Source organism: uncultured Pseudokineococcus sp. (genome assembly GCF_947495735.1).
Classification (GTDB): domain Bacteria; phylum Actinomycetota; class Actinomycetes; order Actinomycetales; family Quadrisphaeraceae; genus Pseudokineococcus.
Genome location: NZ_CANMAA010000003.1, coordinates 279,878 through 292,746 on the forward strand (window position 1 = coordinate 279,878; position 12,869 = coordinate 292,746).

Genomic DNA, 12,869 nt, shown 5'->3' on the forward strand with positions numbered 1-12,869 from the left:
CCGTGCCCGGTCCCGTGCCCTGCTCCGGCCCCGTGGGGGTGGGTCCTGCTCCCGCGCTGGTGCGGCCCGTCGTCGACGACGTCACGTGCCCTCCTCGGGCGGCCCCCGGCGGAGACCGCTCCCTCGCTGCGCGCCCTGGTGCCCGGGCGACTCAGGCGGGAACGGTACTCCGCCGCCCCACCGGGGGGCGGTCGCCGCCCAGGTGCTGGGCGCGGGCCCGGCAGCGGGTCAGCCGCGGGGGAAGGCGGCGGCCACCTCGAGGAACCGGTCGTCGGCCTCGGGCTCCCCGATGCTGACCCGCACGCCGTCCCCGGCGAACGCGCGCACCGACAGCCCGACGGCGCCGCAGGCCTCCGCCAGCTCGCCCGCGCGCTCGCCGACGGGCATCCACACGAAGTTGGCCTCGGTCGCCGGGACCTCCCAGCCCTGCGCGGCGAGCGCCGCGACGACCCGCTCGCGCTCGGTCACGATCGCCCCCACCCGCTCGAGGAGCTCCTCCTCGGCGTCCAGGGAGGCGACGGCGGCCGCCTGCGCGAGGGTGCTCACGCCGAAGGGGATCGCCGTCTTGCGCAGCGCGTCGGCCACCGCGGGGTGCGCGAGGCCGTACCCGACGCGCAGCCCGGCGAGCCCGTAGGCCTTGGAGAACGTGCGCAGGACGACGAGGTTGGGGTGCGCCAGGTGCAGCGCCACCGCGTCGGGCGCGTCGGCCGCCGGGCGCACGAACTCCCGGTACGCCTCGTCCAGGACCACGAGCACGTCGGCGGGCACGGCGGTGAGGAAGTCGTCCATCTCAGCAGCGGTGACGGTCGGGCCGGTGGGGTTGTTCGGGCTGCACACGAGGACGAGCCGGGTGCGCTCGGTGACGGCCGCGGCCATCGCGGGCAGGTCGTGGCGGCCGTCGGGCAGGAGCGGCACGGGCACCGACCGGGCGCCCGAGAGCCGCACGACGATGGGGTAGGCCTCGAAGGAGCGCCAGGCGTGGACGACCTCGTCGCCGTCGCCGGCTGCCGCTGTGAGCACCTGGCCGAGGACCCCGACGCTGCCCGGCCCGGCGACGACGTGCTCCTGCGGGACGCCGTCGTGGCGCGCGATCGCCGCCGTCAGCTCGCTGCTCAGCATGTCCGGGTAGCGGTTGGCGCTCGCCGCCGCCCGGCCGATCACCTCGAGCACCGAGGGCAGCGGCGGGTAGGGGTTCTCGTTGCTCGCGAGCTTGTACGGCGTGACGCCCTCGAGCACCTGCGGCGGGCGGCCGGGCACGTAGGACGGCACGTCGTCGAGGACCGCCCGCAGGCGGGGGTGCAGCGAGGTCATGCCGGGCAGGGTAGGGGCGCGCCGGGAGCCGGCCGGGGGCCGGCGCGCCCCGCCCTCACCCGGCGGCGCGCTGCTGCGCCGCCCAGGCCCCGGCCACCATGTCGTCGAGGTCGTGCCGCATGGCCCAGTCGAGGTCGCGGGCGGCGAGGTCGCCCCGCGCGACGATGCGGGCGGGGTCGCCCGGGCGGCGCTCGGCCTCCTCGGGGGTGAAGTCGACGCCCGTGACCCGCGCGACGGCGCTCATGATCTCGCGCACGGAGACGCCGTCGCCGCTGCCGAGGTTGTAGACCGGCTCGACCGGGTCGCCGGCCTCCAGGCGACGGGCGGCGGCGACGTGGCTGCGCGCCAGGTCGGCCACGTGGACGTAGTCGCGCACGCAGGTGCCGTCGGGCGTCGGGTAGTCGGTGCCGTTGATGCGGGGCGTCCGGCCCTCGGCGAGGGCTGCCAGGACGAGCGGGAAGAGGTTGTGCGGGCTGGAGTCGTAGAGCTCGGGGCGCCCGGAGCCCACGACGTTGAAGTACCGCAGCGAGGTGCCGCGCAGGCCGGTGGCGCGGGCCGCGTCGCGCAGCAGCCACTCCCCCACCAGCTTGCTCTCCCCGTACGGCGACTCCGGGGCCGTCGGCGTCTCCTCGGTGACGACGTCGCCCGGCGGCGTGCCGTACACGGCGGCGCTGGAGGAGAAGACGAACCGGTCGACGCCGACCTCGTCCATCGCCCGCAGCAGCCCCACCATGGCCGTGACGTTCTGCGTGTAGGTGTGCAGCGGCCGCTGCACCGACACGCCGGCGTACTTGAAGCCGGCGAGGTGGACGACGCCGGTGACCTCGTGCTCGCGGAGCGCCGCCTCGACGGCGGGGACGTCGAGCAGGTCGGCCCGCACGAAGGGGACGTCCTCCGGCACGAACGCCTCGACGCCCGACGACAGGTCGTCGAGCACGACGCAGCCCAGCCCCGCCTCGCGGAACGCGTCCACGACGTGCGCACCGATGTACCCCGCGCCGCCCGTCACCAGCCAGCTCATGTGCTCTCCTCGGTCCTCGTCGTCGCCCTCGTCGTCGCCCGGGCGCTGCCCCGAGCCCGTCTGCCCCGAGCCCGCCCGCCCCGCGCCCGCTGCCCAGCGCCCTCGCCCGGTGGCGTCGCCCGGGCCGGCGGGCCGCATCCTGCCAGCCGGGCGCGCCCGGGGGGCCGGGCCGCGAGGACCTCTGCACCGCAGCGCCTCACCCGACCGGCCGGCGCTCGGCGAGGAAGAGCTGGGCGCTCGCGGTGGTGCCCTCGGCCGCCAGGTACGGGGCCGCGCGCTCGCGCCACGCGACGAGCGAGGCGTCGTCCGAGGCGTCCACGAGGTCGGCCGTCTCCCCGTAGTGGTCCAGCCCGTGGCCGGCCATGCCGTCCGGCGCCTCCCCCGGAGCGGGTGCGGTCGCCCCGGGCGGCAGGTCCCGCACGACGGTGGACCAGGCGGGGGTCGCCGGGTTCGCCCCGCCGTCCAGGCTCGCGATCCAGTCCTCCTCGTGCTCGAGGGAGAGCACCGCGACGTCGGGCGGGAGGTCGAACCCGCCGACCGGGGCTCCGGCGGTGAGCACCGCGTCGACGGTCACGCGCTCGCGCAGCGCCGGGTCGGCGGCCAGCTGGACCGCCGTCAGGCCGCCCTGGCTGTAGCCGACGAGCAGGACCGGCTCACCGGGGCGGACCCCAGCCCGCTGCATGGCCGTGACCGCGGCGCGCGTCGCCGCCGTGGGCACCTGGCCCACCGCGCGGACGTCGGTGCCGAGGTCGGCGGGGTTCGTCGTCGCCCGCGCCCACGGCGCCGCGGTCGTCTGCGTGGGCGGGAGCACCACGACCCACCGGCGCGCGCCGGCGGCGTCGACGACGCGCTCGACGTGGACGGGCGCCCGGCTGGTGGCCCGCCCGCCCGGGCTGAGCGCCCCGCCGCCGGCCATGGGCCGAGCTCGCGCCAGCAGGTCGGCCGTGCCGCGCGCCGGGGCCACGGGCACCGCGGGGCCGGCGGCGCGCACGTCCACCCGCGTGGGGCGCAGCGCGCCGTCCTGGGTCCCGACGACGGCCACGGCCGCCGCGAGGTCGGCGACGTCGCGCGGCGGCCACGCCCATCGGTCCCCGCCCGGGAGCGCCACGGCGCCGCGGCCCCCGGTCGAGGCGCCCCCTCCGCGGCGCCCGCCCGACGAGACCGCTCCGCGGTCCCCACCCGTCCAGACCGCTCCGCGGTCCCCACCCGCCCAGACCGCTCCGCGGTCGGTGCCCCCCGCCCGCAGCGGCAGGGCGGCGCCCGCGAGCGCGGGCGCCGCGGCCACCACGTGCTGCAGCAGCTGGGGGTGCTGCGCCGCGAGGAGGGAGGCCTCGGCGGCGAGCGCCCTCGCCGCTCCCCCGGCGTCCGCCCGGGCGAGGACCTCCAGCTCCCCGGGCAGGTCGGTCGTCCCCGCGACGAGCGCCGTCCGCTCCGCCGCGTCGACCCGGCCGTCGGCGAGGGCACCCACCGCTCGGTCGCCCAGGTCACCGAGGAGGCCACCGCCCCGCACCACCACCCACGTGAGCGAGGCCCCGGAGACGGCCACGAGCACGACCGCCCCTGCGGGGAGGACGACCTCCGGGCGCCGCACCAGGGCGCCCAGCGCCCCGCCGGCGGCCCGGGCCACGCCGTCCCGGACCCCCGCGACAACGCGCTGCGCCACCCGCTCGGCCTCCTCGTAGGCCGCGCCGGCCAGCGCCAGGCGCGCAGCCAGCTCGCCGCACGCCGCGGCGGTGCCCGCGGCTCCCCCCGCCCCGACCGCGGCGGCCAGCGCACGGGCGACCGCGGCGGCGCCGGCGGGGTCGAGCGCGGGCGCGCCGGTGAGGCCCGTGCGGGCGACGACGAGGCCCACCTCGGCGGCGCGCTCCCCGAGGGAGAGCCCCACGCGCCGCAGCGCGTCAGCCGCCGCCCCCATCTCGCGCCCGTCGGCGACGAGACCCCCGGCGCCGCCGCGGACCGCCAGCCCGCCGCCCGCGGAGCGCCCCGGGCCGAGGACCTCCGTCAGCAGGTCACCCCCGGGCCCCGTCGCACCGCCGGCTCCGGGGCCCACCCCCCGGCCCGCCCCGGAGCTCACCACCGAGCCGCCGTCCAGGAGGGGGCGCTGCGCGAGGCGTCTGCGAGCACCGCCTCGGCGCGCGCCAGCAGCCGCGGCGCCAGGTCGTCGCCCTCCTCGACCGCCCGGACGACGAGCTCGGCCGCGCCGGCGGCGGCGGCGCGAAGGGCCTCCGCGCGCCCCTCCACGCCCGCCGCGTGCCCCCGCAGGGCCGCCGCGAGGTCGTCGAGGGCGCCCGCGTCGCGAGAGGCGCGCGCCACGAGGTCACCCAGCCGCGCGCGGTAGGCCAGCGCGGCGCGCGAGCGCCAGCCCCCCGCGTCGGCGGCGCGCAGGCGACCCACCTCGGCGCGGACGGCCGCCGCCTCGCCGTCGACCCTGGACGCCGCCGCGCGCAGCGCCGCTGCTGCCGCGGTCGCCGCCGCGAGCGCCGGGGCCACCGCCCGCACCAGCCCCTCGACACCCGCGCCCGTCCCGACCGTCATGTGCGACCTCCCGCTCTCGATCCCCGGCGGGACGCTAGGAGCGGGGCGGGCCCGGTCGACCCCTCCGACGGGCGGCTGTGCGCACGCGCCGGGGGCGCCGTCGCTGTGCGCAGACCGAGGACAGGCCCCGCGGCGGCGGGAGACGGCGCGGGGTGGAGCAGCGCAGGACGGGACCGGGCGCCGCGCGGGACGCCGAGCGGGTACCGGCGCGCGGATCAGGCGGGGCCGAGGTCCTCCACGTCCTCGACGGCCAGCGGAGGACCCTGCTGCGCCGTCGTGAGCACCCCGCGCCGCTCGGCGCCGCGCACGCGCACGCGGTGGCCGACGAGGTGGCGGTGCGCGGGGCCGACGAGCCACGTCCCCCCCGCCTCCACGCGGAGCACGACCGCCCCGAGCTCGACGCCCTCCTCGACCACGCCCTCGAGCTCCATCGCCGGCCCCAGGCCCGATGGCTCCTCCTGCGGCCCTCGTCGACCGGGTCGACCGCGGCCGGCCGGCCCCCGGGCCAGGCGCTCCCGGGCCCGGTCCGCAGACGAGGGGGAGCTGCCGTCGGAGGAGGCGGGCACCGCAGCGTCGGGGTCCATCCCCCGTGCCTACCGCACGCCCCCTCCGCCGGCGCGCCCGGGCACGGCACCGGGCCCACCGGCCTTCGCCGCTCGGACTCCGTCGCCCGGCCTGCGCCGCTCCGATCCCGTCGCCCGGCCTCCGTCGCCTCCGGTGCGCGGGAGCGGTCGTCCCCGACGGACCGGCGACCACCCGCGAGCGAGGATGGCCCCGTGCCCCCCTCCACCCCCTCGCCGGTGCTCCCCCCGCCGCCCGACGACGACGAGCGCGGTCCCGACCGGGCGACGGACGCCGCGCTGGAGGACCTCCCGGTGCGCACCCCGGTCGAGGTGCTCTGGCTGCTCGCCTCGCCGGAGCACCACTACTTCGGCCGCCCCCGCGACGGCGCCCCCCACCCGGTCTCCACCGCGCGGGAGCGCGTCGACGTCGTCGCGGGCAAGGGCGTGGTCGGCGACCGCTTCTTCGGCCGCGCCGCGCACATGGACGCCGCGGTGACGCTGATGGCCGTCGAGTCCCTGGAGCGCGTGGCCGCCGACCTCGGCCTGGCCACGGACGCCGACCCCCTCGGCGGCTTCGACCCGCGCCGCCCCCGGCGCAACGTCGTCCTGCGCGGCGCCCCGGTGGACGCGCTGGTCGGGCGGGACCTGGCCCTGGACTGCCGCGCCGGCGGGGGCGGGGTCGTCCGCTTCGCGGGTCGCCGTCCCGCGGCGCCGTGCGCCTGGATGGACGAGGTGCTCGCACCCGGCGCGCACCCCGCGCTGCGCGGGCGCGGCGGGCTCCGCTGCGTGCCCACCACCTCCGGCGCGCTCGTGGTCGGCTCGGCGGAGCTCCGCACCGCCGAGCCCGTGGACCCGGCGAGCGCCGGGGTCCCCGTCCTGCGCCGCGGCCGCCTGCCCTAGCCGACCTCCGGACCGACCGGGCGGCGGATCAGCGCGGCCGGCGGCCGGGCCGCGCACGCGGCGGACCGAGCGGGGGGTGCGCCACCGTCGGCGCGTCCCGGTCGCGGGCCCGCCGCCGAGGCGGACGCGCGTCCTCCCCCGGCTCCTGCTCCGGCTCCGGCTCCTGCTCCGGCTCCGGCTCCGGCTCCGGCTCGTCGCGCTCGGTCACGGGCAGACCTCCGGGGCAGGCGCGCTGAGCACGCAGCGCGATGTCGACGTCGCGCTGAGCGCGGTGGTCGCACCAGGTGAGCACCCGCTGTCGTTGAATGCGATCGGAGGTCGCCCCGCTCACCCCCCTGAGCCACGGAAAGTCACCGATCGGGTCAGCGCCGCGGCGACCGCACCGACCGGCGCGACGGCGCTGCGGAACACCACGCCCCCCACCGGGGTTGCCCGCCACGCACCGCCACGAGCGGGCCCGCTGGCCTGCCCACCCCGTGGCGCGACCGACCCACCCGAGGAGCGCACCTGTGCTGACCGTCAACGCCCGTTCCACCTCCGCCCCCGGCGAGCCGTTCCAGGCGACGACCATCGAGCGTCGCGACGTCGGCGCCGCCGAGGTCCTCATCGACATCAAGTTCGCCGGCATCTGCCACTCCGACATCCACACCGCGCGCGGCGAGTGGGGCGAGACGCTCTTCCCGCTGGTGCCCGGCCACGAGATCGCCGGCGTCGTCTCCGAGGTCGGCAGCGACGTCACGAAGTTCTCCGTCGGCGACCGCGTCGGCGTGGGCTGCTTCGTCGACTCCTGCCGGGAGTGCGAGAACTGCCGCGCCGGCGAGGAGCAGTACTGCCTCAAGGGCGAGACCGGCACCTACAACGCCGTCGGCAAGGACGGGCGCCCCACCGACGGCGGCTACAGCGAGAAGATCGTCGTCGACGAGAACTACGTCATGGGCATCCCCGAGGGGATCGACCTCGACGTCGCCGCGCCGCTGCTGTGCGCCGGCATCACCCTCTACAGCCCGCTCAAGCACTGGGGCGCCGGCCCCGGCACGAAGGTCGCGATCGTCGGCCTCGGGGGCCTCGGCCACATGGGCGTCAAGATCGCCAAGGCGCTCGGCGCCGAGGTGACCGTGCTGTCGCAGTCGCTGAAGAAGCAGGAGGACGGCCTGCGCCTCGGGGCCGACCACTACTACGCGACCGGCGACGAGGGCACCTTCGAGTCCCTCGCCGGCACGTTCGACCTCATCGTCAGCACCATCTCGGCCAACGTGGACTTCAACGCCTACCTCGGGCTGCTGAAGCTCGACGGCGCCCTCGTCCAGGTCGGCGCGCCCGAGAAGCCGCTCGACATCGCGGCCTTCTCCCTCATCGGGGGCCGCAAGACGCTCGCCGGGTCCAAGATCGGCGGCATCCGCCAGACGCAGGAGATGCTCGACTTCTGCGCCGAGCACGGCATCGGCGCCGAGGTCGAGGTCGTCCGCGGCGACCAGATCGACGAGGCCTACGAGCGGGTCGTCGCCAGCGACGTCCGCTACCGCTTCGTCATCGACACCGCGACGCTCGCCGGCTGACCTCTCCGCCGAGCCGCACGACGACGCCCCCGCCGGTTCCCGGTGGGGGCGTCGTCGCGTCCGGGCGGGCGGGCAGCCGCGGGCGGGCCGGCTGGAGGCCCGGGGTCAGCGGTCGGTGGCGCCGTCGTCCGCAGCGGCGCCCGAGGGAGCGGTGTCGGTGCCGGCCTGAGCGCCCGCGGACCCGGGAGCGCCCCGCAGGCCCGAGGTCAGGGCGGCGATGGCGTCGTCGCTCACGGCGGCCGCGGAGCGGTTCGCCTCCACGACGGCGCGGTACACCTCCTCGCGGTGCACCTGCACGCTGCGAGGGGCGTCGACGCCGAGCCGCACCACCTCGCCGCGCACCTCGACGACCGTCACGACGACGTCGTCGCCGATGACGATGCTCTCTCCCGCGCGACGGGTCAGGACCAGCACCCGCCGAGCATAGGCGCGGACGGGGGGATGCCGGACATCTCCCCGCCCACAACCCCCCGGATGCCGCGCTCGGAGCACCTCGCGGCGGGGAGGCGACCCCTCAGCGCAGGGCGTCGTCCCCGGCGCGCAGGCGGGCGGCCAGCTCCTCGGGGAGCGCCTGGGGGACCACGACCTCCGGGGCGCGGCGCGGGCGCGGGCCCCGGCCCGCGCCGTCCGTCGTCGCGGGAGCCGAGGAGAGCGCGCGGCGCAGCAGGGCCTCGACGACCATCGCGACCACCAGGGCCGCGAGCAGCCGCACCGAGGCCTCGAAGGGGGTCGTGGCCCCCACGAGCATCCCGTGCACCGCCGGGGCGGACAGCAGCACGGTCAGCGCGGTGACGACGCCGACGCTCACCGCCCGGCCCGGCGCCGGCGACGAGGCGGCAGCGGCTCGTCGGCCGCCGCCTCGGGGAGCGCGCGGGTCAGCAGGGAGGTCCAGGCGCTGGCGCCGCCGTCACCGCCGTCGACGCTGGCGACCGGCACCTCGAAGCCGAGCACGGTGCCCGGGTCGCCGCTGCCGGCGGCCTGCACCACGTGCGCCGCGTCCGGGTCCTCGGCGAACACGCCGTCGAGCCAGCGCTCGGTGTCCAGGCTCTTGCGGGTCGCGTCGACGACGGCGTGCACCTGGTCGGCCTGCAGGGCGCTGACGACGCCGCGGGCCCAGCGCACGCTCTCCGGGTCGCACTCGACCTGCACCACCACGACACCGGGGGCGTCGCCCAGGCGGACCGTCGCCGCGGCGCGGCGCGCCGCGACGGCGTCGCGGACCACCTCGCGGCGCGGGGAGCTCGGCCCGGTCGGGCAGGCCGCGACGAGGACGCCCTCGGGGCCGAGGCCGAGCCGCGTCGCCAGCGCCTTCGCGACCACGAGCGCCTCACGGGGAGCGCCGACCACGGCCACGAGGTCGCCCTCGCTCGCGGGCAGCGAGGGCGCCACGGGCAGCTCCTCGAGCAGCTCGTGCAGGTCGCCCGCCGTCGCGTCGACCGCGAGCCGCTCGAGCAGGGGGGCCGGCAGGCCCGCCGCCGCGGCGCGGGCGCGGGGCGTGTCGGTCTCGCCCCCGACCGGGGCGCGGGTCGGGACGACCGGCGCCACGGCGGGCTCGCGCCGGACCGGCTGGGGGGCCTGCTGCTGCGCGGCCCGCTGCTGGGAGCCGGGCTGCTGCGGGGCCTGCTCGTGGACCTGCTCCTGCGCGACCGAGGAGTCGGCGGGCGCCGTCCCCTCGGCGACGTGGCGGGCCGCGAGGAGGGCCATGAGCTCGGCCACGGCGGCGCCGGCGGCCACGGGCTCGGGGCCCTGCGCGGCGGGGACCTCCGGCTCGGCGACGGCGGAGGGCGCCGGCACGGCCTCGGGGTCGGGCTCGGCCGCACCGCGCACCGCGTCGAGGACCGCGGCGAAGGCGGCGCTCTCGGTCGAGACGGGGCGGCCGCGCTCGAGCGGCTCCGCGGGGGCGGCGTGCCGGCCCCGCGGTCGGCTCCCGGCCCGGCCGTTCACGCCGGCGCCGTCCACGGCGGACCCGTTCAGGCCGGCGCCGTTCAGGCCAGCACCGTTCAGGCCGGTCCCGTTCACGCTCGTCCCGTTCATCCCGTTGATCCCCACGGCGGCATCGTCCCCCGCATCGGCCGCGTCGACCAGGCGGTCGAGCGCACCGCCGCGGGCAGCGGTGCGGCCGGCGACGAGGGCGCTGCCGCCCGCGTCGAGGACGCCGCCGCGCACGAGGGCCCGGGCGATCGGTGAGTCGAAGATGTCGCCCAGCACCTCCTCGCAGCGGCCCGAGTCGGCGGTGGCCCGCGGGACGGGCACCTCCGCGGCGGTGGCCGCGGGGCCCCTGGAGTGTCCGAGCACGTGCGTCTCCTCGTGGTCGCGGCCCTGGGGGCCGTGCTGGTGCTGGCCGGCGATGTCGCCGGCCGTGTCCTGGGTGGTGCTCCCGGCCCGGTCGCCCGGTCCGCGGGGAGCGGGGGCGAGGACGTGCCCGGCGCGCTCCCCCGTGTCCTCGGCGGCAGCGCGGGGGACCTTGACCCCCGAGTGCGGGCCGTCCGCGGCCCGGGACCCAGCGGTCCTGGACGCAGCGGCCTGGGCGGCGTCCACGGCGGGGTCGTCCCCGTCCTCGTCGTCGACCTCGACGACGACCTCGTAGCGCTGGCGGGCGAAGAAGCCGCCCACGCCGCCGACGCGCACGCGCTCGGCGCGCACCACGCGGGCGCCCTCGCCGTGCTCGGCCGCGACGCGCGCCAGCAGCTCCTCCATGCCGTCCCCCTCGAGGACCACGGTGGTCATCGCCTCACGCCCCCAGCGCCTGCGCGGCCGGGACCGCCGCGGCCCCCGTCACCGTCCCGACGGTCTCGATGCGGGGGCCGGACGCACCGCCCCCACCCGCCTCGGAGTAGGACATCACGGGCAGGCGTGGCACGGCCAGGCCCACGAGCCGGCGCAGGGGCGCCCGCAGCACGGGCGCGCAGACGAGGACGGGCGACCAGCCGAGGTCCTCGGCGCCCCGCAGCGCGGCGTCCACCTGCTCGACGACGAGCTCGGCGCGGCGCGGGTCGAGGGACAGGGTCGCCCCCTCCTCGCCCGGGCGCACGGACTCGGCCATCTGGTGCTCCAGCAGCGGGTCCAGGGTGATCACCCGCAGGACGCCGTCACGGGCGGCGGCCGCGGCGATGGCCGGCCCGAGGGCCGCGCGGGCCGCGTCCACGAGGGCGTCGAGGTCGGCGCCGCCGCCGCGCCCGCGCAGCGAGAGGGCCTCGAAGATGCGCGCGAGGTCGCGGATGGCGACGCCCTCGTCCAGCAGGGCGCGCAGCACGCGCTGCACCTCCCCCAGCGTCATGACGCCGGGCACGAGCTCCTCGACCACCGCCGGGTCGTCGGCCTTCACCGCGTCGACGAGGGCGCGCACGTCCTCGCGGGAGAGCAGGCGCGCCGCGTGGGTGCGCACCACCTCCGCCAGGTGCGTCACGAGCACGGACGCGCGGTCGACGACCGTCGCCCCGGTCATCTCGGCCTGGTGCTGCAGCTCGGCGGGCACCCAGCGGCCGGCGAGGCCGAAGACCGGCTCGCTCGTCGGCGTCCCGGGCAGGTGGTCGAGGTCGTCGCCGAGGGCCAGGACGCGCCCGGGGGGCGCCTGGCCGCGGCCGACCTCCACCCCCGAGATGCGGATGGCGTAGGAGGACATCGGCAAGTCGATGCTGTCGCGGGTGCGGACCGGCGGGACGACGAGGCCCAGCTCGAGCGCCGTCTTGCGGCGCAGGCCACGCACGCGGTCGAGCAGGTCCCCGCCGGCGCCCGTGTCGACGAGGTCGACGAGGTCGGGGGCGAGCACGACCTCCAGCGGGTCGACGCGCATCTGCTGGAGGAGGCCCTGCGGGCTGTCCGCGCCGGGCGCGGAGGGCAGCGCCGGGCCGACCGCGGCCGCGGCCGCCTCGGCCGCCTGCACCTTCCCCGCGCGCTGGGCCGCGAGCAGGACCGCGGCGCCGAGCAGCATGAACGGCAGCTTGGGCATGCCGGGGATGATCGCGATGACGATGACGCCCGCGCCCGCGATCATCAGCGCCGGCTTCTGCTTGAGCAGCTGCGTCGCCGCGTCCGTGCCCAGGTCCCCCTGGGTGGTGGCGCGGGTCACGATGAGGCCGGTGGCGACCGAGAGCAGCAGCGCGGGGATCTGGGAGACGAGGCCGTCGCCGACCGTCAGGAGGCTGTAGGTCTGCAGGGACTCCCCCGCCGGCATGTCCTTCTGGACCATGCCGATGATGAAGCCGCCGACCAGGTTGATGACCGTGATGATGATGCCGGCGATGGCGTCGCCCTTGACGAACTTCGAGCCGCCGTCCATGGCGCCGTAGAAGTCCGCCTCGGCGGTCACGTCCGCGCGTCGCTGGCGGGCGGTGTCCTCGTCGATGAGGCCGGCGTTGAGGTCGGCGTCGATGGCCATCTGCTTGCCGGGCATCGCGTCGAGGGTGAAGCGGGCCCCGACCTCGGCGACGCGGCCGGCGCCGTTCGTGATGACGACGAACTGGATGATCACCAGGATCAGGAAGATCACGAGGCCGATCACGAGCGAGCCGGAGATGACGAACTGGCCGAAGGCCTCGATGACCTTGCCGGCGTGGGCGTCCCCGAGGACGAGCCGTGTCGAGGCGACGTTCAGGCCCAGGCGGAAGAGCGTCAGCACCAGCAGCAGCGCCGGGAAGATCGAGAAGTCGAGCGGGCGGCGCACGTACATCGCCGTCAGCAGCACGACCAGCGCGGCGGTGATGTTCGTGGCGATGAGCAGGTCCAGGAGGGGCGCCGGGACGGGCACCACGAGGAGCAGGACGATCCCGACGACGCCCACGGGGACGGCCAGGCGGCTGATGGAGGAGCCCACGACGTCCTTCCCCCGGGATCGCTCCCGGTCTGCTGGAGGGCCCCTCGGCCCTCTCCCTCGCGGATCCGTCCGCCCTTGCGCGCCGTCCTGGCACAGGTGTCCTCGGCAGCGGGGCTGCCGACCTTGAGCCGGACGGGTGGGAGCGGCGTGTCGGGTGGACCCGGGCGCGT

11 protein-coding genes are annotated in these 12,869 nt (G+C 78.3%); 2 read left to right on the forward strand and 9 right to left on the reverse strand.

Annotated features, from left to right (window positions below):
* Positions 1-228 precede the first annotated feature (228 nt).
* The 5 genes from Q0848_RS06575 to Q0848_RS06595 form a co-directional block, all read right to left on the reverse strand.
* Positions 229-1,311 carry a pyridoxal phosphate-dependent aminotransferase gene (locus tag Q0848_RS06575; protein WP_299036222.1) on the reverse strand — a complete coding sequence of 361 codons (1,083 nt, stop codon included), beginning with the start codon at positions 1,309-1,311 and terminating at the stop codon, positions 229-231.
* 55 nt (positions 1,312-1,366) lie between these two features.
* Complete coding sequence (galE, locus tag Q0848_RS06580; RefSeq protein WP_299036224.1) at positions 1,367-2,332, reverse strand: UDP-glucose 4-epimerase GalE; 966 nt, start codon at positions 2,330-2,332, stop codon at positions 1,367-1,369.
* 196 nt (positions 2,333-2,528) lie between these two features.
* Positions 2,529-4,409 (reverse strand): hypothetical protein, encoded by a 1,881-nt coding sequence (locus Q0848_RS06585; protein ID WP_299036226.1) that lies wholly within the window; start codon positions 4,407-4,409, stop codon positions 2,529-2,531.
* The gene (locus Q0848_RS06590; protein WP_299036228.1) at positions 4,403-4,867 is read right to left on the reverse strand and encodes a hypothetical protein; all 465 of its coding nucleotides are present in this window, start codon (positions 4,865-4,867) and stop codon (positions 4,403-4,405) included. Before Q0848_RS06590 ends, Q0848_RS06585 begins: the two co-directional genes overlap by 7 nt.
* 215 nt (positions 4,868-5,082) lie before the next feature.
* A complete protein-coding gene (locus Q0848_RS06595; RefSeq protein ID WP_299036230.1) occupies positions 5,083-5,298 on the reverse strand; it encodes a hypothetical protein in 216 nt (71 codons plus the stop codon).
* A 444-nt stretch (positions 5,299-5,742) separates the two neighbouring features.
* Between Q0848_RS06595 and Q0848_RS06600 the strand changes: the two genes are divergently transcribed.
* Both Q0848_RS06600 and Q0848_RS06605 read left to right on the forward strand, forming a co-directional pair.
* Complete coding sequence (locus tag Q0848_RS06600; RefSeq protein ID WP_366146462.1) at positions 5,743-6,330, forward strand: molybdenum cofactor biosysynthesis protein; 588 nt, start codon at positions 5,743-5,745, stop codon at positions 6,328-6,330.
* A gap of 509 nt (positions 6,331-6,839) precedes the next feature.
* Complete coding sequence (locus tag Q0848_RS06605; RefSeq protein ID WP_299036234.1) at positions 6,840-7,886, forward strand: NAD(P)-dependent alcohol dehydrogenase; 1,047 nt, start codon at positions 6,840-6,842, stop codon at positions 7,884-7,886.
* A gap of 105 nt (positions 7,887-7,991) precedes the next feature.
* On the opposite strand, the gene csrA is transcribed toward Q0848_RS06605, so the two are convergent.
* The 4 genes from csrA to flhA all read right to left on the reverse strand — a co-directional run bounded on the left by csrA (position 7,992) and on the right by flhA (position 12,699).
* A complete protein-coding gene (gene csrA, locus Q0848_RS06610) occupies positions 7,992-8,300 on the reverse strand; it encodes a carbon storage regulator CsrA (RefSeq protein WP_299036236.1) in 309 nt (102 codons plus the stop codon).
* Positions 8,301-8,400: 100 nt separating this feature from the next.
* The gene (locus tag Q0848_RS06615) at positions 8,401-8,694 is read right to left on the reverse strand and encodes a hypothetical protein (protein WP_299036237.1); all 294 of its coding nucleotides are present in this window, start codon (positions 8,692-8,694) and stop codon (positions 8,401-8,403) included.
* Positions 8,691-10,613, reverse strand: a complete 1,923-nt coding sequence (locus tag Q0848_RS06620) for a hypothetical protein (RefSeq protein ID WP_299036239.1) — start codon at positions 10,611-10,613, stop codon at positions 8,691-8,693. The genes Q0848_RS06615 and Q0848_RS06620 overlap by 4 nt, the downstream gene beginning before the upstream one ends.
* A gap of 4 nt (positions 10,614-10,617) precedes the next feature.
* Positions 10,618-12,699: a flagellar biosynthesis protein FlhA gene (flhA, locus tag Q0848_RS06625; RefSeq protein WP_299036241.1), complete on the reverse strand. Its 2,082-nt coding sequence runs from the start codon at positions 12,697-12,699 to the stop codon at positions 10,618-10,620.
* Positions 12,700-12,869 lie beyond the last annotated feature (170 nt).